This window comes from Terasakiella sp. SH-1 (genome assembly GCF_004564135.1).
Classification (GTDB): domain Bacteria; phylum Pseudomonadota; class Alphaproteobacteria; order Rhodospirillales; family Terasakiellaceae; genus Terasakiella.
Window position 1 is genome coordinate 2540051 of record NZ_CP038255.1, and the last position, 19535, is coordinate 2559585.

At 47.4% G+C, this 19535-nt stretch carries 26 protein-coding genes; 7 read left to right on the forward strand and 19 right to left on the reverse strand.

The features are described 5' to 3' along the window. The first annotated feature begins 25 nt into the window (after positions 1-25). Entirely contained in the window at positions 26-850 is an 825-nt protein-coding gene (gene gluQRS, locus E4K71_RS11785; RefSeq protein ID WP_135079803.1) for a tRNA glutamyl-Q(34) synthetase GluQRS, read from the forward strand. A 53-nt stretch (positions 851-903) separates the two neighbouring features. Then, positions 904-1968: an SEL1-like repeat protein gene (locus E4K71_RS11790; RefSeq protein WP_135079805.1), complete on the forward strand. Its 1065-nt coding sequence runs from the start codon at positions 904-906 to the stop codon at positions 1966-1968. On the opposite strand, the gene E4K71_RS11795 is transcribed toward E4K71_RS11790, so the two are convergent. Both E4K71_RS11795 and E4K71_RS11800 read right to left on the reverse strand, forming a co-directional pair. Then, positions 1965-2468: a hypothetical protein gene (locus tag E4K71_RS11795; RefSeq protein WP_135079807.1), complete on the reverse strand. Its 504-nt coding sequence runs from the start codon at positions 2466-2468 to the stop codon at positions 1965-1967. The two genes, E4K71_RS11790 and E4K71_RS11795, sit on opposite strands and share 4 nt — an antisense overlap. Continuing rightward, complete coding sequence (locus tag E4K71_RS11800; RefSeq protein WP_135079809.1) at positions 2465-3304, reverse strand: NUDIX hydrolase family protein; 840 nt, start codon at positions 3302-3304, stop codon at positions 2465-2467. Before E4K71_RS11800 ends, E4K71_RS11795 begins: the two co-directional genes overlap by 4 nt. Positions 3305-3344: 40 nt before the next feature. Between E4K71_RS11800 and E4K71_RS11805 the strand changes: the two genes are divergently transcribed. After that, on the forward strand, positions 3345-4211 hold the full coding sequence (locus tag E4K71_RS11805) for a DMT family transporter (protein ID WP_167730498.1): 867 nt from the start codon (positions 3345-3347) through the stop codon (positions 4209-4211). 59 nt (positions 4212-4270) lie between these two features. Here E4K71_RS11805 and E4K71_RS11810 read toward each other — a convergent pair whose 3' ends face one another. The 14 genes from E4K71_RS11810 to E4K71_RS11875 form a co-directional block, all read right to left on the reverse strand. After that, on the reverse strand, positions 4271-4660 hold the full coding sequence (locus tag E4K71_RS11810; RefSeq protein WP_135079813.1) for a GcrA family cell cycle regulator: 390 nt from the start codon (positions 4658-4660) through the stop codon (positions 4271-4273). Positions 4661-4844: 184 nt separating this feature from the next. Then, positions 4845-5285 (reverse strand): cell wall hydrolase, encoded by a 441-nt coding sequence (locus tag E4K71_RS11815; protein WP_135079815.1) that lies wholly within the window; start codon positions 5283-5285, stop codon positions 4845-4847. Beyond that, positions 5278-5586, reverse strand: a complete 309-nt coding sequence (locus E4K71_RS11820) for a hypothetical protein (RefSeq protein ID WP_135079817.1) — start codon at positions 5584-5586, stop codon at positions 5278-5280. The genes E4K71_RS11815 and E4K71_RS11820 overlap by 8 nt, the downstream gene beginning before the upstream one ends. An 82-nt stretch (positions 5587-5668) precedes the next feature. After that, positions 5669-5971, reverse strand: coding sequence for a hypothetical protein (locus tag E4K71_RS11825; RefSeq protein WP_135079819.1), 303 nt, complete (start codon positions 5969-5971; stop codon positions 5669-5671). Positions 5972-6045: 74 nt separating this feature from the next. Further along, positions 6046-7545, reverse strand: a complete 1500-nt coding sequence (terL, locus tag E4K71_RS11830; protein WP_135079821.1) for a phage terminase large subunit — start codon at positions 7543-7545, stop codon at positions 6046-6048. A gap of 78 nt (positions 7546-7623) precedes the next feature. After that, positions 7624-7971, reverse strand: coding sequence for a hypothetical protein (locus tag E4K71_RS11835; RefSeq protein ID WP_240796801.1), 348 nt, complete (start codon positions 7969-7971; stop codon positions 7624-7626). Between the two features lie 75 nt (positions 7972-8046). After that, positions 8047-8406 (reverse strand): hypothetical protein, encoded by a 360-nt coding sequence (locus E4K71_RS11840; protein WP_206201904.1) that lies wholly within the window; start codon positions 8404-8406, stop codon positions 8047-8049. After that, positions 8387-8839 carry a hypothetical protein gene (locus E4K71_RS11845; RefSeq protein ID WP_135079823.1) on the reverse strand — a complete coding sequence of 151 codons (453 nt, stop codon included), beginning with the start codon at positions 8837-8839 and terminating at the stop codon, positions 8387-8389. Before E4K71_RS11845 ends, E4K71_RS11840 begins: the two co-directional genes overlap by 20 nt. Next, on the reverse strand, positions 8836-9213 hold the full coding sequence (locus E4K71_RS11850; protein WP_135079825.1) for a hypothetical protein: 378 nt from the start codon (positions 9211-9213) through the stop codon (positions 8836-8838). The genes E4K71_RS11845 and E4K71_RS11850 overlap by 4 nt, the downstream gene beginning before the upstream one ends. Beyond that, entirely contained in the window at positions 9210-9581 is a 372-nt protein-coding gene (locus E4K71_RS11855) for a hypothetical protein (protein ID WP_135079827.1), read from the reverse strand. Before E4K71_RS11855 ends, E4K71_RS11850 begins: the two co-directional genes overlap by 4 nt. Continuing rightward, complete coding sequence (locus tag E4K71_RS11860; protein ID WP_135079829.1) at positions 9578-9988, reverse strand: hypothetical protein; 411 nt, start codon at positions 9986-9988, stop codon at positions 9578-9580. Before E4K71_RS11860 ends, E4K71_RS11855 begins: the two co-directional genes overlap by 4 nt. Further along, entirely contained in the window at positions 9988-10836 is an 849-nt protein-coding gene (locus E4K71_RS11865; protein WP_135079831.1) for a hypothetical protein, read from the reverse strand. The genes E4K71_RS11860 and E4K71_RS11865 overlap by 1 nt, the downstream gene beginning before the upstream one ends. Positions 10837-10868: 32 nt before the next feature. Then, positions 10869-12785, reverse strand: coding sequence for a hypothetical protein (locus E4K71_RS11870; protein WP_135079833.1), 1917 nt, complete (start codon positions 12783-12785; stop codon positions 10869-10871). Continuing rightward, positions 12785-13354, reverse strand: a complete 570-nt coding sequence (locus E4K71_RS11875; protein ID WP_135079835.1) for a hypothetical protein — start codon at positions 13352-13354, stop codon at positions 12785-12787. Before E4K71_RS11875 ends, E4K71_RS11870 begins: the two co-directional genes overlap by 1 nt. A gap of 239 nt (positions 13355-13593) precedes the next feature. On the opposite strand from E4K71_RS11875, the gene E4K71_RS11880 reads away from it, so the two are divergent. After that, positions 13594-14157 (forward strand): hypothetical protein, encoded by a 564-nt coding sequence (locus E4K71_RS11880; RefSeq protein WP_135079837.1) that lies wholly within the window; start codon positions 13594-13596, stop codon positions 14155-14157. A gap of 39 nt (positions 14158-14196) precedes the next feature. Here the strand turns inward: E4K71_RS11880 and E4K71_RS11885 are convergent, their stop codons facing one another. From E4K71_RS11885 to E4K71_RS11895, 3 genes are all read right to left on the reverse strand, one after another. Continuing rightward, positions 14197-14466, reverse strand: coding sequence for a hypothetical protein (locus E4K71_RS11885; RefSeq protein WP_206201905.1), 270 nt, complete (start codon positions 14464-14466; stop codon positions 14197-14199). A gap of 72 nt (positions 14467-14538) precedes the next feature. Continuing rightward, on the reverse strand, positions 14539-15357 hold the full coding sequence (locus tag E4K71_RS11890) for a phage capsid protein (protein WP_135079839.1): 819 nt from the start codon (positions 15355-15357) through the stop codon (positions 14539-14541). Between the two features lie 336 nt (positions 15358-15693). Further along, positions 15694-16974, reverse strand: coding sequence for a hypothetical protein (locus E4K71_RS11895; RefSeq protein ID WP_135079841.1), 1281 nt, complete (start codon positions 16972-16974; stop codon positions 15694-15696). A gap of 258 nt (positions 16975-17232) precedes the next feature. Between E4K71_RS11895 and E4K71_RS11900 the strand changes: the two genes are divergently transcribed. The 3 genes from E4K71_RS11900 to E4K71_RS11910 are packed head-to-tail and all read left to right on the forward strand — an operon-like array spanning position 17233 to position 19485. Then, positions 17233-17997 carry a hypothetical protein gene (locus tag E4K71_RS11900; RefSeq protein ID WP_135079843.1) on the forward strand — a complete coding sequence of 255 codons (765 nt, stop codon included), beginning with the start codon at positions 17233-17235 and terminating at the stop codon, positions 17995-17997. Further along, the gene (locus E4K71_RS11905) at positions 17987-18751 is read left to right on the forward strand and encodes a hypothetical protein (RefSeq protein WP_135079844.1); all 765 of its coding nucleotides are present in this window, start codon (positions 17987-17989) and stop codon (positions 18749-18751) included. Before E4K71_RS11900 ends, E4K71_RS11905 begins: the two co-directional genes overlap by 11 nt. Then, entirely contained in the window at positions 18748-19485 is a 738-nt protein-coding gene (locus E4K71_RS11910; RefSeq protein WP_135079846.1) for a hypothetical protein, read from the forward strand. Before E4K71_RS11905 ends, E4K71_RS11910 begins: the two co-directional genes overlap by 4 nt. Positions 19486-19535 lie beyond the last annotated feature (50 nt).

Below are 19535 nucleotides of genomic sequence, written 5' to 3' on the forward strand. Positions count from 1 at the left end.
TTACATCTGTGATACATATTGAGACATGCACAAACACGTTACCAGATTTGCCCCCAGCCCAACCGGGTATCTCCATCTCGGCCATGCCTATAGTGCGTTGTTCTGCGCTGAAAAAGGGGATCGTTTTTTGCTGCGGATTGAAGACATTGATCAAGGGCGATGCCGCCCCGAATATATCGCAGCCATTTACGAAGACTTGGCCTGGCTGGGCCTGAACTGGGACATTCCTGTACGCTGCCAATCCCAACATATGGACGAGTATGCCAAAGCCCTTCATCAGCTTGCTGAAATGGGTTTACTCTATCCCTGTTTTTGCACCCGCAAGGACATTCAAGCCGAGATCGAACGAGCAGGTCATGCCCCCCACGGACCAGATGGTATTCTTTATCCCGGTACCTGTCGTACCCTCTCGCGTGCTCAGCAAGAGGATTTAAAAGCCTCTGGAAAAAGCTTTGCCCTGCGCCTTGATATGACCAAAGCCATAAAAATGGCAGGCCCACTGAGCTGGCTGGATCATGACAAAGGCATGCAAAAAGCCACCCCGGAAATATTTGGTGATGTGGTTCTTGCCCGTAAAGACACCCCCACCAGCTACCACCTGTCTGTCACCCTGGATGATAACTTACAAGGCATCACGCTGGTCACACGCGGTGAAGACCTGTTTCACGCCAGCCATATCCACCGCCTGCTCCAAGCCTTATTGGAGCTGGACGTGCCTGAATACCACCATCATGGATTGCTGGTAGGCGAAGATGGCAAACGTTTTGCCAAACGTGACAAATCTTTGACAATCCGTTCTTTGCGGGAAAAAGGTCTCAGCGTTGACGAACTTCTCAACCGCCTCAAATAAAAAGCCCCAAACCATTTCATAGGTTTTCATAACATCGTTATGAAAAGGCTTTTATGATGAAGTACAGACTGATTTTACCTGTCCTCGCCCTGATGGCACTTGGGGCTTGCCAAACGACCAAAGAGGCAAATTATGGAGAACTCGAACAACTATTTCGTTCCTTATCTGCCAAACAAATTACTGCGGAAAAAATTTCGGCTATTTTGAAAGACCATATCACAGGCACAGATATCAAGGACTATGAAGTACTTAGTACTCTTCATGATTTCTATGATCGTCAGGACGAACAGAAAATAGCCTTTCGCTATTCTCTACAAATGGCCATACATACTCATGGCAATTTTCGCGACCAACTTACTCTCGCCTGTCGATATTGGACAGGAAAAGGCATCAACACTGATGCTGAACAATCATTGATCTGGTTCACAAAAGCGGCACGCAACGGCAGTCTTGAAGCACGTTTGTTCCTGTCATCTCATTATAAAAACCACCAAGCCTTTCCAGAACTCGGCCCTTATTGGGAAACACGCGCCTATGCTTTGGCCCAAAAAAAACTTTCTAGAGAACAACCGACGGCTCAGAACGTTGAAGGCTATATCGCTGACAGTTTGAAATATAACGCTTGCCCAGCTATCGCAGACCCGCTCAGAGAGCACTATCAACAACTGGCAATCAAAAGTGCCCCACAAACAGCGGAAAACCTTTTTAATATCTACGAAACAAAACTCAAAAATAAAGAAGCCAAAACAGCCGACATGCTCGACTTACTATTGGAAGCTGCTAAGCAAGGGCATCTAAAAGCTCATATTAGGCTGGCAACCTTTTATGAAGATGAAAAAAATTCAGCCTATTCCAAACAGGAGGCAATTAAATGGTACCTCAAAGCTGCTCGCCTCAATCCCGGTCGTTTTTATCAAGGCCATTATTTGGCAGAGCACCTATGGAAGCTGGGAAAAAGATCAGATGCCGCTTTCTGGTATATGCTTAAAGCTGATGGTTATCGTGGAGAAAAACGCGAACAACGTGCCCTGCATTACATCAACCAACTCACCCCGGATGAACATCGTGACTATATGTTGATGTATGAAAACTGGGCCTATAACGGCAAACTGCCCTAACGCAAACCTTCCAGTTTCATCGCCCTGATAACGTCGCAGTGATCATACTGCGACGTTTTGTTTTTATAAGCCATCCAGTAGCGGTGTGGATCGCCGGGGATCCCCTCCTTATTTCGCATCAGTTTGAAATAATGGAAATGCACTTTCTTCTGACCAAAGGGGATCAGAGCACGAACCAGCTCAACCCTTCCTTCTTTTTGTAACAGAAAATAATCCTGCACCGTACATTCTGCCCTCTCTGAGGAATACATCATATCACGATGTATTTTCTTTTCAGGTGAAAGATAGGTAATGGTATTGGATACACCGTTTTCCTCACCGATAAACAAATACCCCTTATAGCCATGCGCATTAAAATTCTCACGCCAGGTTTTAATCACCTGTTCAGCAATACCATCCCCATCAAGATCAAGAGCATTCACCCCATATTCCAGCTCAATGATCTCAGCTTTTAACGGCGAGACCCAAAAAAGAAAAAAGAAAATGCTCATCCACTTCATTGACGCAAGCCCCTGACCAATGCCTCATAATCCGCGCAGTCATCCGGCATAATCACCCCATGGCGGAGAAGGAAATCAATCACCACCAAATTGCAATTAAACTTAAACTCAAAGCTGGTACGTACAATCTCAGCGACCTCTTCGACAGACATGAGGCTAAAGCTTTCAACCTCCCCGTCGGTATTTTCAGGTATAAAATCTGCAGGGACTTCAAGGTCATAACAAAACATTACATCCGGCTTAATCCCGCCATCCGTTTCCATCATATAGCTGATCATACCCACCGACTGGGTAGTGCGCGCCAATTGTTCGGGCACATTGGCTTCTTCCCCACATTCCTTGATAATATTATCCATCAGGCTCAGCCCGGCTGGTTGTCCACCAGCCACCATATTGTCCAGCATCCCCGGACAAATGGCACGATCGAATGCCCGTTTGGCAATCCACATATAAAACCCGTCAGGGCGGCGAACATACCCATTAATATGCACCCCAAAGGCCCGTATCCCAAAAAACGCGGTGGCGGCGCGTTCCATCAAAAATAACGGCTTTTCAGCAAAAGAGGCTTTCACTTCATAAGGTTCGTCACGCCAGTTCTCCAATACGCCCTGATCACGCAAAGCAGTTGTGACCTGCGCCATCGCCGCTGTCAGGTCCTGACAAGGACGGATGGAAACTGATTGCCCGGTAATTTCCAATAGCTTTTCAAAACCCGTTAGAAGCGACAGTTTGTCTTGACGCACCCAGCCAATTTGCTGCCCATTTGGTGCATAAAAAGGCACAAACCTCGTAAGATCGTGATTGTTACAGGCATGAATATGATCTATGAAGCCCATCAGGTGCCTCTCTCTTAAAACAAATAGCAAGACCGCTACCATGCAACAACGACCCGACCATATTCAAGGACTGATCTTTGCCACAGCTGGTGCTCTTGCCCTGACACCAGACGGTCTGTTGGTGCGTCTCGTCGGCACAGGTGACTGGACCATTGTTTTTTGGCGCGGCATTTTTATTGCCACGGGGTTAATTGCCTCCCAACTGGTCATGCATAAATCCAAAGCTTTATCTGAATTGCTGCCAACACATTGGAAAGCCTGGCTTGCAATCCTGTGTTCGGCCATTGGGACACTGACCTTTGTGCTGTCCATCACTCATACAACAGTTGCCAATACACTGGTGATCTTGAGCACCATGTCCCTTTTTGCAGCCTTGTTGAGCATGATCTTTTTAAAAGAACGCATTGCACTACGCACATGGGTTGCAATGGGCTGTGCCATTGTTGGGATTTTAATTGTCTTTATGGATGATCTGGATGGGACAGGTCTGGATGGCAAGCTTTTTGCCTTGGCCTGTGCCTTTGTCACAGCTGCAAATATGACCATCATTCGCAGTGAAAAATCCATGAACGTCCCCACTATCTTTGCCTGGGGCGGCATGATGATCTGTATCCCGGCCCTTTATTTTGCCCCCAGCCTGATGATTGATACACAAGCGACCCTGACATTACTGACCATGGGTGGGCTTAATGCTTTGGCCTTTGTCCTGTTGGGTCTTGGGGCCAAACGTATTCCCTCCCCAGAAGTGAGCCTGTTGATGTTATTGGAAACCATCATTGGTCCCATCTGGGTTTGGCTTGCGCTGAATGAAGTCCCATCCATCAATGCCTTGTTTGGCGGTACCATTGTTGTTGGCACACTTGCCCTGCATGCCCTTGCCAGCCTGAAAGCCAAGCGACAGTTATAAAAAAAAAGCGTTTGGACATATCACTCAAACGCTTTCTTCAACCTGTTCATTGCAAGAAATCAGCCTTCAGCGGCTTTCTTTGCGCTTTTGTCTTCCTTCACATTGCGCACATAAGCCTGTTCACAATGGGGTTCACAATAGGGTTTACCTTCCGTGGCCTTGCCCCCACAAAAGTGAAAGCCCGGTGTCCCCGGATCGCCAATCGGCCAGGCACACATGCCGGGACGCAGTTTATCCAGCGTGATGACTTCCGGCTCCGGTGCCTTCTTTTTCTTGGCAGGTTTGCGTTGGATTGGGGATTGGCGTTTTGGCAGGCCCAAACGGTGGACTTTACCGACCACAGCATTTTTTGTGACATCCAAACGACGGCCAATTTCACTGGTTGCAATGCCTTCGTTCCACAGCTGTGTCAAAATCTCAATACGTTCCGGCGTCCAATCTACACTCATAACCCATCCTTATGAATTAACGTTCTCGCGCATAAGCTCCCACTATAACGAAGCAGCGCCCCACGTGCATTGTCTTTCTTTAAAAAGTTGGCGCACATTACAGAAAGTGCCCCCTTGAAGCAACATGGAAAAGAAACTTTTTGCTCACGGGGAAGGCAGGATTCCACCTTCCCCAACGCATTCTTCAAGGAATATCCTTGTAAAACACATGGTTGCCAACTTCTGCACAAGGGACTTGCTGACGTGCCCAGGCCGGCAACAACCCTTTGCGATGATAATGGGTTGCCCCGTTCGTTGGGTCTTTAATCCCCCCATAAAGGGCACGATGAGCCACCCTCAAGCAGGAAGCAAACACCTTATTGCCTTTATCAATCAACAGAATTTTCTCCCGGTCGGGATCATTGGGGTTCCAGCAGGAAAACTGCCAGGGGCGCAAGCATACATTTTCCACATCACCTCCCCACCAGTAACTGCCCTTTTGCAGGGCCTTTTCCACCCGGTTGATAATGACACAGGCAACAGCTTCAAGACCACGGACCTTTTCCCGGCGGGCCTCCCCATAAAGCGTGCGGGCCATTGTATCCACGGCTTCTTCCGGTTGTTGTGAATAACGACAATTAGACATCTGTTTTCCTCCTTCCGGTTTGATCAAGCTTGTTTTCTATCCGCACAAGGTGCCCCGTCAGGCGGCGCTCCACATCTTTCATGTAGGAAATGGATGCATAATTTTTTGCGACCTCCAATTTGTAAGCCGACAAGTTTTCACGTGTATTTGCAAAAGAGGCATCCATATTCTCACGCAGGTCTGAAATATCATCTTCAAAATCATGCCGATTTTTCCAGATCATCCAGAACAGCCCTGCCAGGGCCGGTAGTTCAAAGGCTGAGATCCACCAGATCAGGTCAATACTCCAGCTCGTTTTCATTTGTTTTCTCCATAAAAAAACGCCTCTGCCAAAAGCAGAAGCGTTAGTGTTTTCTTTTTAGGGTCAGGACCTATTTATCTATTTAAGCACCTTGGTCGTTATCCCCAATTCCCTTGATACTTTCCCAGGCTTCACCTGCCGAAACCACACAGGCAACACCTGTCGGGCGTGTGACTAAAATGGTCCATGTTCCATTGTTAGAGGCAAAAATCTCAACGACACCGCCGTTCCCCGCCAATCCCATTGAAACGGGAACTTCGTGATATCGTTTTTTCAATGTATCAATTATGTCCACACGCTCGCCACACAGGTTTTGTGCCGCTACAGGAAAGGCGAAGGACATCACACAAGCCAGTGTCAAAAGACTGCTCAACATGCGTTTCATGACATCCTCCTTTTTCAATACTTAAATCTTATATAGGATATAGGAATTGGTCTGACCAATCTCAAGTTTTGATTTTAAACATCAAAATCACTTTGTGCCGTGATAGCGCCACTGCCCCCACCCCAGTTTGTCATTTTTTTTCCATCTAATTCATGCACAGGAGTGCGAGGTAAACGCACAGGTTCTGACAATAAGCACCCCGCCACAGCATCCAGCGCATCGTCCTTGGCCGAAAGGGTCGGTACCCATTCCCTCATTTCTGTAGGAAACGATGTTTTCCAAACATTGCGATGAACATTTAAGGCACGTGAGGCCAAAACCACATCAAAGGCTGATAAAATTCGTTCTGCCTTATTGGTGCGTGAATGTTTCTCAATAACAGCACAGGAAATTCCTTCACGTTCCAGCTCCCGTCGCAGCAAGCCGGGAAGGAATTTCCCGACCCCATTGGTTTCCAAACACACCGAAGGTAAATAAAATTCTTTGACAAAGTTTACGACCTGACGACACATCTGGGTCGCTTCATCCGCCTCTTTCAACAAGTGGGGATCATGGGTCATATAGCGCAACGCATGCAACCAGTATTGCCCCTGTTCATCCGTAAACAGGGCGGCAATCACACTGGCATCCCCCTTATGAGGAGACCCAAAGGACGGGTCCCACCAACAGCTGCTAGACACCAGCTTTTGCCCATCCAAAGACAGGGAAGCCATCTGATTATGTTCGTTATAATCGAGATCCGCCTCGTAAAGCTGCATCATATCAGGGTCAAGGCGGCTTTCCGAAATATTGACCGGACGCAACATCATCTGACTTTCAAATTTATTTTTTCCTGTGCGTCGACGAATTGCTTCAATATTTTGATCGGGAAACCTCTCAGGCCACTGGCTCTGCCCATTTTCATTTAACAACGGCAGCATAAAACGATCAAACCCCAGAAGGAACGGTTCTTCCTCTTCCCCTTCATGGCGTTTGTCTTCTGCATAAATGGTGTAATAGGTATGAGGTGTGCCGACATAAAGCTGCAAGCCACCGGGAACCAACACATAATCAATTTCCTGAAGGCGGGCACGCAAATCCAAACGTTTTGGGGCACTGTCACAGGTATTGGGCACTTCCACATCATCACAGATCACGACATCAGCCCGTGAGCCTGTAATATTTGCCCCAATCCCCTTCGCCAACATAGACGGGTCACGCAATTCAGACGGACGATTGACCGTAAACTGATCTGAGGCCCACTGTTCTTTACGCTTGGGTTTTAATCGTTTGGTTAGGGGATGACGTTCGATAATGCGCTTCACATTGCGCACCATTTTTTTTGCCAGCGCAAAATCAGCCGCCATCACCATGATGCGACGGTCCGCATCCAGATATAAAAGCCACGCGCAATAAAGTCCCACCAATGTACTTTTCCCACTATTTCGAAAAGCCATCAGCAATAATTCACGCTGCCCAGCAGACCACGATTGGTCCAGCCAACGACAGATTTTAAGATGATGTTGCGGCATGGTCAGTCCCTGAAGCTGGTCCCATAACATGACAAACTCCGGAAAGGCCACGCGATTTTTCATGGTTCTTTTCCTCCTTTTTTAATCATCCCCCTTAGCCATCACTCTGACGAATAACAGCCAAGGGGGCAGTTAACAAAATCAGCTTTCCAGTTCCTGCAAGGCCGCACGGGCACCTGCCAGTAAACCGGCAATTTCTTCATCTTCTGATAAAACGGGGGCCGCTTCTTCTTCGGTTTTTTCGGCCCAACGTGCCAGTTTGGTCAATAATTCCATATGAGACAACGCAGACTTGCACGCCGCATGATGGGCTGCAAAACCTTTGGCATCTTCGGGAACATCGGCATTGCTGAACGCTTCATAGCTGATGGTGGCGCTTTGGATCAGACTGGGCAGAAGATCAGCCAGAAGAACCCTGACTTCTTCAATCGAGCCTGCTTTTTTACGCCGCCTGCGCCGGGGCGACCTTGTTTTTGTTGGTTCACTCACCCTCTTCTCTCCGAACATAAAAAAAGCCGTTTCCTTTATAGAAACGACGACATTAACGCTCCAAGATCAGAGTCTTTAGGAAACCTCAAGTCCCGCAGGCTGCACGGCCTCCAGCTCTTCCGGTGTTTGGGCCGTATCAATCGCCGGATCAGACGGAGCATCACGTAGCGCCTGTTTTTGGGCGGCGATTGATTGCTGTAACTCTGTATCGCCCGCTTCCAACGCCTTCATGTAATCAGCATCCAGTTTCCCCAGAACCTCAGAGCGGGCATCGCGAATTTTTTCACGCCAAATCTTGCGGGCACCTTCCATATCCACGTCAATCACAGCCCCGTTAAGCTGCCATGCTTCGCGAAAGGTCCGATTGAAAGGTTTTGCCTGAAGTTGGTCGGCTTCGATCTGACCTGTCGGGGTGTTAATGTATGTCATTGTCATTTGTCATCTCCTGTTTAATTTTCCAGGCATTGCGCCACTGTCGCGTTGCCGGGAGTTGATCTTTGCGGCAGACCACCAACTTGATGGCATTGCCCTGTTTGCTTTTCCAGACATGCGAAGGCACATCTTTTTCGATTAAATATTCAATGGCCTGCTCTTGCGTCATAGGTCCAACTGGTGGTGTTTCATGAAGGATGTGACCATTGGTGATACGTCCCTGTTCATCTTCTTCCAGCTGGTGATAAACCTCTACAGGGGGTAAGATTCCGCCCTGTAAAGCCGCCGCCATCCAGTTTGGATCAGGCACCAAAACACTTGAAGGGCTGTCAATATCCGCATCAAAAACAACACGATAATCGGACTGAACAGGCTCCAATTGGTCTTTCGCCAGTTCAATACGTTTCCATAAGGGAAGATCAGCTAGGGTCCTCATGCCAAATCCCCAAACACGGTCACTTGAGCCGTTTGTGCCGCCGTATCTGAAAAGTTGTTTTGATGAGTTTCTGCCGACGTGTAGCGCACTTTATTGGTCGTATATGGAAACGCACGCGCCCAAGTGACGTTATTGTCATGATTTGCAGAAGTATTCGTATTACAGGCACAAGTCGCGACATACCCGCTATCAACAAAGGGAGAAGCAACGGACACATAATAGCGTCCCGTTCCCTCATCAGTCATGGAAGACACGCTAAAGGATTGGCGGATCGTATTCGTTGTTGAAGTAAAATTGCAGAAAGCTCTAGAGCGACCAACAGCACGGTCCGCATCCGCTTCACCATTGATATTTGTTACAATAAGGTTGCTCATGCCAAATCTCCCTGTATATGAATACACAAACGCCCACTATCATAGCGGCCACCATTCCCGGCCGTGATCGTATAAAACCGCTCACTGGTGGTTGTTGCCCCAACGCCTTGCAACAATCGGTTATATGACCCCGTGGAATTGAAATCCGCCATGCCAACTGTTGAATGATTTACGGTTGTAAAAGCATTCGTAAAATTAAATGTGTAATCCCCCGTCCCGTTATCCACGATACTTGAGCAATTTAAACTTTCATCAATGCCAACATGGAAAGCCCTAACCCAAAAACGGGCTGCACCACCAATCACATAATCCGTATCAATACCGGATAATCCATCTACCTTTTCAATTCGATCTACTTTCAAGGTCATGCTAACTCTCCAATAATATGTGCGGATACATGCTCATAATCACCTGTATTTCCATTTGAATAGTTCGTCGTTACACGCACCATGTTTGTTAGCGGATCATATCCTTCGCGTACACCTTGGGCCGCTAATGTATTGTAGAAACTACCTCCCCCATATCCGCAACCAAAGGCAAACGAATAGTCTGCGTTAGCGAACGGTGTCGCATAAGTGTACTGATAGTCACCAGTTCCATGCTCTGTAATAGAAGAAATATTCAGGCTTGATTTGATCGCTACACCTCCTCTCCCCTGAAAACGACACCATGTGTTAATTGCATTCTGGCCTGTCAAGTCAACAGGACCACCTATATCTGTTTCAATCGTTGCGGTTTGAACCTTGTCATTCACACCATCAAATTTCAAAACCATCAAACAATCCTCCAGTTACCATTCACAGTTACCGTACCGCCTGCAATCGTAATCGGTCCTGCTGTCATGCCATTTGTCCCCGCAGGGATCGTGATGTCTTCGGCAATCGTATCGGCATTGGTTCGAATGATTGAGTTTGTGCCAAGGGACGGGCCGCCAAGCTGGACAGTGGGGTCAATTTTTGCCTGTGTCACCGACCCGTCAGATAAATCCCCCGTCACAATCGGATCAACAACAGCACGATAATCCGCTGGATTAAAGGTCTGGGCATTATCACGTGCGGCCTCCGCAGCCACTTGTGCAGCAAGCGCATCAGTCGCAGCCTGTGTTGCCGTGGCTGCATTAGCTTGGGCACTGACAATATCACTGGCTTGTGGCCCAACAATCGGGGCACCGTTGCTATCAAAAGCCAGTGTGCGTTCAGCACGCGCCGTTTTGGATGGTAGAACCAGACTACTGTCCCCATCTGTCGGGTTCAATATGACGCTACGTTCTAGGTCATCCGCATTCTGTTGGGCAACAGCGACCAGATAATCCAGTTCCTGATTAATCACGGAGGCATGAAAGGCCCCGCCTTCGGCAAAGTCACTGGTTCGTTCAATCACCAAATAACGCCGCAAAGTCACCACAACATTATTGGCAGGCGGTGTATCAAAAGTCACACTCCCACCATTGGATTGCCCTGCCCCGGTTACTGTAAAGCCGGTATTTTGCAAGGTCTCATCCAGATACACTTCCAAATCACTATTCTGGAAAATAGGAAATGGATAGATAAATTCCAATTGGACACCGTCACCCACCGCCTGAATGCGGGGGCGCACGTCACCAATCACGATGTTCTCACTCATCGCGTTTCTCCTTAAAAGTCATTGATTAAAAATCAGGCGTTGGCTGTGAGTTCTTCGATCACAGACATGACACTAAAGGGAAGCGGCGTATCCTGTTCGATACGCCAAAGGCTTTCCGTTCCATTCTTGCGCCACCCTAACGCCCGCACTGTCAAATCCCCGGTAAATTTTTGCGGGGCACTATCCAACACACCAGCTGGACCAAAACGTTTGAAGGGGACATCTTTGGCCCCGCGTCCCACATCCAGTTTAAATGCCTGCGTGTCTTTTAGACGAAAAGTCAACGATACCAGCCGTACCCTGCCCCCTTGTGCTGCATGCCCTGTGGCCTGAGGAGAAGGGGGCAACGGCTCCAGAACGTGAGTATAAGATAGTCCCGCTTCCAGGCTATTGACCTCACGTTTCAAAAGAATTTGCCCCCCGGAAATATTCTGGTCTGAAACCACGGCACCATCGGCAACGATTTTCACGCTCAATCCTTCTAAATGATCTAAGCCGGACCAGACCAAACTGCCGTCACTATCTTCACCATACAGGCCGCCATCGGTTGAAAGGCGATCATCAAAGATTTCAATGAAGGTTTGTCCGTTTCGTTCAACCAGCACGTAGGCATCCTGCCCAACCACACAGATATTTTTAAACGCCCCTTGAGTTTCCAATAAAGACCAGGCCGAAATCTTTTCCGCCCGATAAACACTCAAGGCCCCCATCGTGCCATCACCCATGACCATATAAAATAAGCGGCGATAGCTATCATAATCCTGATCAAGTGGCTCATTCATCAAATGCTTACACAACATGGCCAAATCATTGGATTGATAAGCCTGTTCCACATCGGCAAACATAAATTCACGAAGGTCTTGACCATCGCGACTGACAAACAAGGTGGCCCCATCCACATTGCGCGGTGGAATATAACGATCAACCGGGGCCCCCACACGGGTCTGGCGTTTTAACTGGATGGTTTCCGGCGTTAACGGGTCCCCAGACACCATCCATTCTGCCCCGGAAGTAAAGATTTGCAGATGACGCGAAGAAAAAAGCGAGCGAATGGCATTCACCTGATCAGACAAAATGGCAAATTCGATCGACTCATCATCCAGCCCCTCCCCCAGATCAAAGTTAAACAGGTCTGATGATTTGGACATCCACAACCGATTGGGTAAATCACGCGTCCCGCCAATGACCAGACGGTCTTGATGAAAGACCACCGAAACGGGCCAGCCATGCACCGCAGAAAAGGTTTGCTCTTCCCAGTCCTTTGTGGCTTTTGTATCGACCAGACCATCTTTTTCTTTGACCTCTGCCGTTGCCTGTGTTGGTGAGGTGATGGCCGTAACTTCCACCTCTTTTTTCGCCAGCCGCATCCGGGTTCCGACATGATCGTTAACAAAAACATCCGCACTGGCTGTCAATGTCACTGTGCCGGTTAATGCACTGGCTTGAAGAGTGACTTCATCTTCGGAAAACTTGTAATAAGGCTGATAGCGCCTTCCGGTTTCATCATCCTCAAAGAAGCTCCATTCTGAAATAGACCAATCGGTATGAGAGGTCCGTGTAATTTTTCGCGGGGACACATCGGGGTGGACGACCAACAAGGTGTCCGCACTTTGCGTCCAGATCAAAAGGGGAAGCTGTGCCTCGCTCCAAGGTGTGTCAATCTCCACATCCATCACCCCGTTACGATAGACCCGCATCTTTAAATCACTGAACACCAGCAAATAAACCTGTTCAATGTTAAATTCAAAAGCCACCAGACGTGAAGGCCCCAAAGCCGTATCAATATGGCGAAGCCCCGCACGACGGCGTAAACCACCTGTAGGATAAATGATCAGGTTACGCATCACCCCCATGCCATTTTCATAAGCCTTTAAATCACCCCGCCCCACCAGATAGGGAGAAATCTCCCCGCCGGAGAAGCTGTTTTTTGCAATACGTGTGCGTGCCATCAGTGTCGTACTCCCACCAAACCATCCAAGGCAATTGTTTGCGGTGTTTGTTGTTGCGCATCAATATTGCGAGCCTTTTGCAGTTCTTTTTCACCAATACGCATGAAAGCTTCCCCTCGTGAGGCACTTTCTGTTAAAGGCAAGCAAAACTCCCCCGCCAGATGCGTAATCAATGTTTGCGTAAAATAAGGGGGAAATTCTGTGGGTTCCGGCCGAAAAATATAGGTGAGCACCACATCTTCCATGTCGGTATGCAGACGTCTTTCCTGAATACGATACGTCACCCCCCGCCCCCGATCTCCTGAACCAACAGACAGGGCTCGCAAGAAATCAGCAGGTAACTGATAGGCATAAGCAAAATCTGCAATCGGAGAAGAAGACAAACGCGCCAGACGTTTCTGTGCTGTTGCAAAACTCCAGGGGTATGAAGACAACAAGCTATCGCGCATGCCCGGATACAGGTTATGGGCAACCTCTGCTTCCACAGACCCATCTTCAAACGAAGAAATGGTATTAGCCCCTATTTTCAACAGGGCGCGTGAACATAATCCTATTTTTGTCAAGGACATTGACTATCTCCCTAATATAAGTAAAAATACGTATTTTTAACAACTACTATGTGTCTTATAATAAGGCTAATCGGCGCTCTAATAATGCTCGCAAAGCGACACATAGTTTATTGTATTTGAAAGAGTTTTCTTTTTTTGAGAAAAGCTGCTTGCCCAGATAGGCAAGTTATGATTCTCTAGTGTTTCACAAATGGTTCGTTACATTTTGATGACGCATTCATTTGCCTGATGGAGCCCCAATGTTGGTCGAAAGCAACCAAAGTAAAAACCTGAAACAGCGTGAACAAATCACGCAGTTCATTGGCAGCTTGAAAGAAAAGACACAAGAGCTGGACAATTGGGCCAAACATGCCGAAGCCTCCCTGACGGGTGAAGGCTTTGGAACCTATCTTGAATTTCGCGACCTTGTCATTGAATGTGAAAGTTTCAACGAAGTTATTCAACGCCGCCTTGCCACCGCTGAAAGAGAAGGCGACAACCCTGATCTGCAAGATCAACTGGACGAACTCAGCGTCCGTCAACTGACCCTTGCCATCCATGCTTCTTTGAAATTTCTGCGCTATATTGCAGAAAAAAACCTGCCAATTGGTTCGCGTGATGTATTCATTCGTGAATTGCAAGACTTGCATCGCATGAAACAAACACTTGAAAATGAACGCTTGCAGGAAAAAGTGGATCAGGCCGCACTCGATGACCAGCAGAAAGTGGAAGAAATTCTGAACGTCGTCATTGAAAAAGCCCCACAGCTTTTTAATTTCGACGAAGACAATGACGAAGAAGAAGACCTCGAGTTTCGAGTGTAAAAGGGGCCAAAACCCTTGGCCTCAGCCCCCTTTTAGAACCTAGTCGGTATTCGTACCGCCCACAGCCGTGATATCCGCCAGGTCTACATTTGAGCCTGTGCTGGAAGAAACGAGGAAAATCCCCGCTGCAGGTGTGCCGTCCGTATCAACGTTCGCCATCACCATATCACCTGTGCGCAACATATCAGCCGCCTCGTTAAAATAACCGTTCGTATCCACAACTGCAGCCGTATCAACCGTGGCATAATGCCATAGGGTAAAGCCGTTGGAATATGCCAGAACACTCAAGTTTTTTGTTTCAAAAGCCATGTTAATTTCCTTCATAAAAAAAGGCCCCGATACAATACCGGGGCCAAAGTCTGGGGAGTTTCAAATCTGAGCTTACGCTTCAAGGCAGCGCAAAGAGACCACACCTGATGGATCAATCAGGGAAGAGCCCTGGCTCATCATGTTATTGACGAAATGGGCCGCACGATCCCCGTGCCAGGATACATCGGACTTGATATCATGGCCGATGGCATGACCGATGGCTGTTTTATGATACCAATAGCAGTAGCGCACATCGCCGGTTTTGGTCAGGCTGGAATGGGGCATCCACAGCGTCCCCAACCATTTTTTGGCCTGAGTACCTTTCCAGGGCAGGTCTTCTTCACCGACATAATCAGCCTTGGTAAACTCATCAATTTGCAGCAAGTCAGACCATTGCTTCCAACCGACAATCGCATAGCGCTCGCCATCGTCAGGCACATCTGATTCACCCATCATTTCAAAAGCTTCCAGCACCTTTGCCTTGGTCAGACCATCGGTGCCATCACCGGCAAAATTGGTGGATTTATCCAGCTCGTTAATCACCAACTCGTCCGTTTTACGACCCAGCGCATAAGCCCCGGCCTTGGAGACCACCTGCATTTCGTTGATGTTGGTTTTGATTTCATCCAGCTTATCAATCCAATCGCCTGCGTAGTAATCATAGAGCTTACATTCCACCGGCTCGTGATCAATATTCATGATCGGCACTTTACCATGACGCCCCTTGGTTGAGGCTGTCCCTTTACCAATTTTCTGGAAGGTGGTTGTTGCCCCTTCCACATTATCTTTGGTACGTACCGTATTGCGCAGTTTTGAGCCCATTTGCTGATACTGCAGGTGTACTTCGGCCACATAATGGCCAATAAACGACTGTTCGATTGATGTAGACATTACATCACTCCTGTTATTTCAAATTGTAAGGAAAGGGGCCTGTCTTGAAAACGCGGTTATGGACAATGTCCGCCGCATCCAGACAAGCAAGGCATTTTCGGGCCGAACAACAATGAGAAATCTACAGTGCAGCGTAGATCAGTCCGGTTATCCGAAAAGCAAAATCTGTAAGAAGAGTCTCAGCATAAAGGGGAGGAAAGATCACTCCGGTCACACTTCTGCTGTTGACTGAGACTGAATATAGAACATAACGCGAACATGCGCAAGCCCTAAATTCATTTTTTTCAAAAAAAGTTGCGTTATTCTTTAATCTGCAAAAATAACGAGGAAAAAGGCTTAAAATCCAAAGCCTAGATTATGGGCAAATTGGTTGACGATCTCGTCTTCATCCTTGGCTTTGACCACCTGCATAAAGGCATCGGTCGTTTTCGGCCCGACAATTCCATCATCTTTCAAATTTGCCCCCAAGTCATTAAGCGTATCTTGCAAGGCCAAACCTTCGGGTTGGAAACCCGGCTTGGGTGATTTCTTTTGCGGCAAAAGTGGCTCAAAAGTCACACCCAACTCACCAGCAAGGTTGTGCATACCGCCTTTTTTCGCCTTTTTCACCGTTTCTTTAAACTGCCCCAATGCCAGCGCTTCTGAGACTTTGCCCGTCCCTTTGTCGACCAGAGCCTTTTTCAGCCCCAACGAAGTCTTTGGCCCTAAAACCCCATCTTCTTTCAGTTTGGGCTGTTTCAGAGCTTTGGGCAGCGGCGATTGGTTGTCTTTATTGGATAGGAAGTTCAAACCGCTTTGGATGCCTTTGACAATTTCATCCTCCCCTTTGACTGGCATAATTCCAATCAAATCATTACCCGGCCCCGGCAGGGGCAAGGTGGGCGGCGCGTCTTTTCCCGGTGCAGGAACAGGAACCGGCTGAATCCCCGGCTGACCGTCTTGTGGTGGTTTTTGAGGAAAGGATAGCCCCCCCTCCCCTTTGACCGGCATAATTCCAATCAAATCATTATCCGGCCCCGGCAGAGGCAAGCGAGGCGGCGCGCCTTTTCCCGGTGCAGGGACAGGGACCGGATGAATCCCCGGCTGACCATCTTGCGGTGGTTTTTGAGGAAAGGGCAACACCACACCACCTTCAATCGGGCTGATGCGCACTTCATCACCAGTTTCCGGCAAACGGCCCAACACATCTTCAATCGCCTCTTCCAACGGTTGACCATCCACCGTGCGCACAGGAAGCGGGCTCTCCGGTGCCCGACGAACCGGGCTGGGCTGAACCATCTTGCCCGTTTCATCAAAACGTATCGGCTCATTGCCATAATAATGCTCAAACCATTCACGTTCACGCAGCATCATATCCTGCCTCTCCTGAACCGGTGCCTTCTCCCGCGCCTTCATCGCATCTTTAAGCTCCGCTTCGGTCCAGTCTTTTGGGGGTTTGAGGGAGAGGTCAGCTTGACTATTGCTTAACACTTCACGAGATAATTCAGAATAGTGTTTACTTTCTTCCAGACTGGCAACACCACTCTCATTACCCTGTTGTTTCTTTCCATATCCCTGACTCCGACACGCCTGTAATTCCCAAACCCACTCGCTAATCTTAGGCTCGCCAACAACCACAATTCTCCGCCCTTTATCAAATTTATCTAAAGCATCTTGATACTTAGGTATTTGTATCTCGACCCTCTTTAATTCACTTCTCCAAGTGCCTTTTCGCTTCTTTTCTAAAGCTTGATCAAGACGACATTTTGCATTTTTTAAATCTGCTAAATACCCTTCAACATCACTTCTCGTTACGCCTGACATTTATCTCTCCTTAAAAGTTGCCAAAACCATCCATATTGCATTTAAATACATGCGTTAAAAATGGACAAAAAAATGAAATATTTATATTTTTTAATATCATATGCCCTTATTGCCTCGCTAAACGCCGCACATGCCTGTCCGGATGAAGACAATACCGCAACCCCTTTGGTCTATGGAATTCATCTCCCTACAGCGAACTATGAAAATGGCATAAACAGGGCAGAAACCTTTTTTCAGAAAAGTGTTGCTCTTAACGAACCTTATGGCGAACAGGTCTATAACCTTTTCAAAACATATAAAGACGAGCACGGGAACGAAGCATGGTCCCGAGACACGAAATTAAAGTTCCTGAAAGAAGCATCTCACCTAGGTGTCGGCTATGCCAGTTTTGCCTATGCCTCTAAAATCTGGCGAGAGAACCAAACTCAAAGTGCCCGTTATATCAAAAAGGCCGTAGAGCAGAATTATCTCCCGGCTTTTGAAGTCTATGCAGATTACCTGAGTGACCTGGAATACGAAGATATATCATCTTTAAACTACCCCCAAAACCGGTGGGTTATATACGACAGCTACAAGGTTTCAATAAGCCACGGCTGTGCCTTACCCAAATACATGCTTGCCCAATACATCTATCATTTCATCCCTGAAAAAGAGCATGAAGTCATTCCACTGCTTCTTGATTATATTGATGACAAAGACGCTCTCCCCTCACACCGTGAAGACGCAATCATTGACCTCTGCGTTCTTGGTGTAGGCAAAGCCAATGCCCTGCCGATTGAAGAACGTTGGTGTAGCAAATCCTTTACTTTGTTCAGGAAAAACATCCATGAGGATTAAACATCTATTATGTATCATCCTGTTGGCGGGGTGTTCTCTTCACAGCCAACAACCTGTGCCTTACCAAGGCATACCGGAAACATATTGGTCCGACTTTGCCGATAAATCGCGCATTCAAGCTGCTTTGGAACAGCAAACTTCCGAAGAGACCCATGTTCTGCTGGCCCGCATATATTTAAAAGACAACTATGACAATCGGGCAAAAATACTGCCGCTCATCACGCCTTACGTCACCCACAATGCCGATGCCGCCATGATGTATGGTCTGGTCTATTATTCCAATAATGATGAAGAGGCTTTTTACGGTTTTCTTCACGCCGCACGACAGGGGCATCCCACAGGAATGCTTTATCTGGCATCACATTATCATCATATTCTCAACAGAAATAGAACCGCTGTTTATTGGGCCTTTAAAGCCGTTGAAAAAGGCTGTGGGATTGCACGCAACTATCATTGGATTTTAGATATGGAATCTGAAGACAAACAGGAGCTTAACGACACGCTTTATCCATACATGGCGGAGTTCGATAATATGTTCTCTCAGATTGTGATGATGGGTAAAGCCAACTCAACCCAACAACCTCATGAACATGCCTATTGGAAACGACGCATCCAAGTCAGTCAGGAAAAGGAAAGACAGGCCGCATCAGGATATTTTTACGATCTACATAAAGAGTGCCGCGAGCGTTTTTCCCAAGACTTATACGATAGATTTTCTTCTTATGGTCAAAATGATCTGAGAGTAAAACGATGAAAAAACTCTCTTTCATTGTTCTAGTTTTCATATCTGCTTGCACCTCTGAACCTGAAACAAATCTACTCAGTGAAAGCGCATACCTTCAATCAGCTGAACGGCATATATATGAAATTAGAAATATTCCTCATGCGACAACCCAATTACACAAGGCATTAAGCATCCATAACTCTGCCGATGCAGCAGCCTTATTAGCACAGCTTAAAATTGCACAGACCCAACTTACAGACAGGGACGAATCATGGAGGGAAGAAGTCACCACTCTTGTATCCCCCTTCAAAAAAACAAATGCACAGGCTGCTTATCTTTATGCGCTAGTCCAGCAAAAACAACCAAACCAAACCCAAGTCTTAAACAATTTTCTAAACGCTGCTGCCTTAAAAAGTGCTGCTGCAATGCTCTATGTCGGCAGTATTTATCATCATGATTTTGATGACCCAAAAACAGCGTATGACTTTACGCTGAGAGCACTGAAACACGGCTGCCCCGCAGCCTTGGGTTTTCTCAAGGCTTATCAAAACCGCTTTATTTCAAAAGAAGAACTTATAGAGCTAACCTTATTTGCCGCTATAGAAGGCAGTGTTAGTGCACGATGGGACATGTCTCTATATCTTGATGCCATCAATCCCGTCGAAGCTTTATATTGGGAAAGACAAGCCGATAAAGCCCACAAAGAGAGAATAAGACGCAGTAAGCTTCCCCTATATGATTTAAATGCCGTCTGCATGAATTAATCCCCCTCCCCCATCCATAAGAGAGAGAGCATTAGCTTCTAAGGAAAAAT

Coding starts and splice junctions, on each gene's coding strand:
- gluQRS (WP_135079803.1), top strand. CDS start 26: ATGCACAAACACGTTACCAGATTTGCCCCCAGCCCAACCGGGTATCTC.
- E4K71_RS11790 (WP_135079805.1), top strand. CDS start 904: ATGATGAAGTACAGACTGATTTTACCTGTCCTCGCCCTGATGGCACTT.
- E4K71_RS11795 (WP_135079807.1), bottom strand. CDS start 2,468: ATGAAGTGGATGAGCATTTTCTTTTTTCTTTTTTGGGTCTCGCCGTTA.
- E4K71_RS11800 (WP_135079809.1), bottom strand. CDS start 3,304: ATGGGCTTCATAGATCATATTCATGCCTGTAACAATCACGATCTTACG.
- E4K71_RS11805 (WP_167730498.1), top strand. CDS start 3,345: ATGCAACAACGACCCGACCATATTCAAGGACTGATCTTTGCCACAGCT.
- E4K71_RS11810 (WP_135079813.1), bottom strand. CDS start 4,660: ATGAGTGTAGATTGGACGCCGGAACGTATTGAGATTTTGACACAGCTG.
- E4K71_RS11815 (WP_135079815.1), bottom strand. CDS start 5,285: ATGTCTAATTGTCGTTATTCACAACAACCGGAAGAAGCCGTGGATACA.
- E4K71_RS11820 (WP_135079817.1), bottom strand. CDS start 5,586: ATGAAAACGAGCTGGAGTATTGACCTGATCTGGTGGATCTCAGCCTTT.
- E4K71_RS11825 (WP_135079819.1), bottom strand. CDS start 5,971: ATGAAACGCATGTTGAGCAGTCTTTTGACACTGGCTTGTGTGATGTCC.
- terL (WP_135079821.1), bottom strand. CDS start 7,545: ATGAAAAATCGCGTGGCCTTTCCGGAGTTTGTCATGTTATGGGACCAG.
- E4K71_RS11840 (WP_206201904.1), bottom strand. CDS start 8,406: ATGACAATGACATACATTAACACCCCGACAGGTCAGATCGAAGCCGAC.
- E4K71_RS11845 (WP_135079823.1), bottom strand. CDS start 8,839: ATGAGGACCCTAGCTGATCTTCCCTTATGGAAACGTATTGAACTGGCG.
- E4K71_RS11850 (WP_135079825.1), bottom strand. CDS start 9,213: ATGAGCAACCTTATTGTAACAAATATCAATGGTGAAGCGGATGCGGAC.
- E4K71_RS11855 (WP_135079827.1), bottom strand. CDS start 9,581: ATGACCTTGAAAGTAGATCGAATTGAAAAGGTAGATGGATTATCCGGT.
- E4K71_RS11860 (WP_135079829.1), bottom strand. CDS start 9,988: ATGGTTTTGAAATTTGATGGTGTGAATGACAAGGTTCAAACCGCAACG.
- E4K71_RS11865 (WP_135079831.1), bottom strand. CDS start 10,836: ATGAGTGAGAACATCGTGATTGGTGACGTGCGCCCCCGCATTCAGGCG.
- E4K71_RS11870 (WP_135079833.1), bottom strand. CDS start 12,785: ATGGCACGCACACGTATTGCAAAAAACAGCTTCTCCGGCGGGGAGATT.
- E4K71_RS11875 (WP_135079835.1), bottom strand. CDS start 13,354: ATGTCCTTGACAAAAATAGGATTATGTTCACGCGCCCTGTTGAAAATA.
- E4K71_RS11880 (WP_135079837.1), top strand. CDS start 13,594: ATGTTGGTCGAAAGCAACCAAAGTAAAAACCTGAAACAGCGTGAACAA.
- E4K71_RS11885 (WP_206201905.1), bottom strand. CDS start 14,466: ATGGCTTTTGAAACAAAAAACTTGAGTGTTCTGGCATATTCCAACGGC.
- E4K71_RS11890 (WP_135079839.1), bottom strand. CDS start 15,357: ATGTCTACATCAATCGAACAGTCGTTTATTGGCCATTATGTGGCCGAA.
- E4K71_RS11900 (WP_135079843.1), top strand. CDS start 17,233: ATGAAATATTTATATTTTTTAATATCATATGCCCTTATTGCCTCGCTA.
- E4K71_RS11905 (WP_135079844.1), top strand. CDS start 17,987: ATGAGGATTAAACATCTATTATGTATCATCCTGTTGGCGGGGTGTTCT.
- E4K71_RS11910 (WP_135079846.1), top strand. CDS start 18,748: ATGAAAAAACTCTCTTTCATTGTTCTAGTTTTCATATCTGCTTGCACC.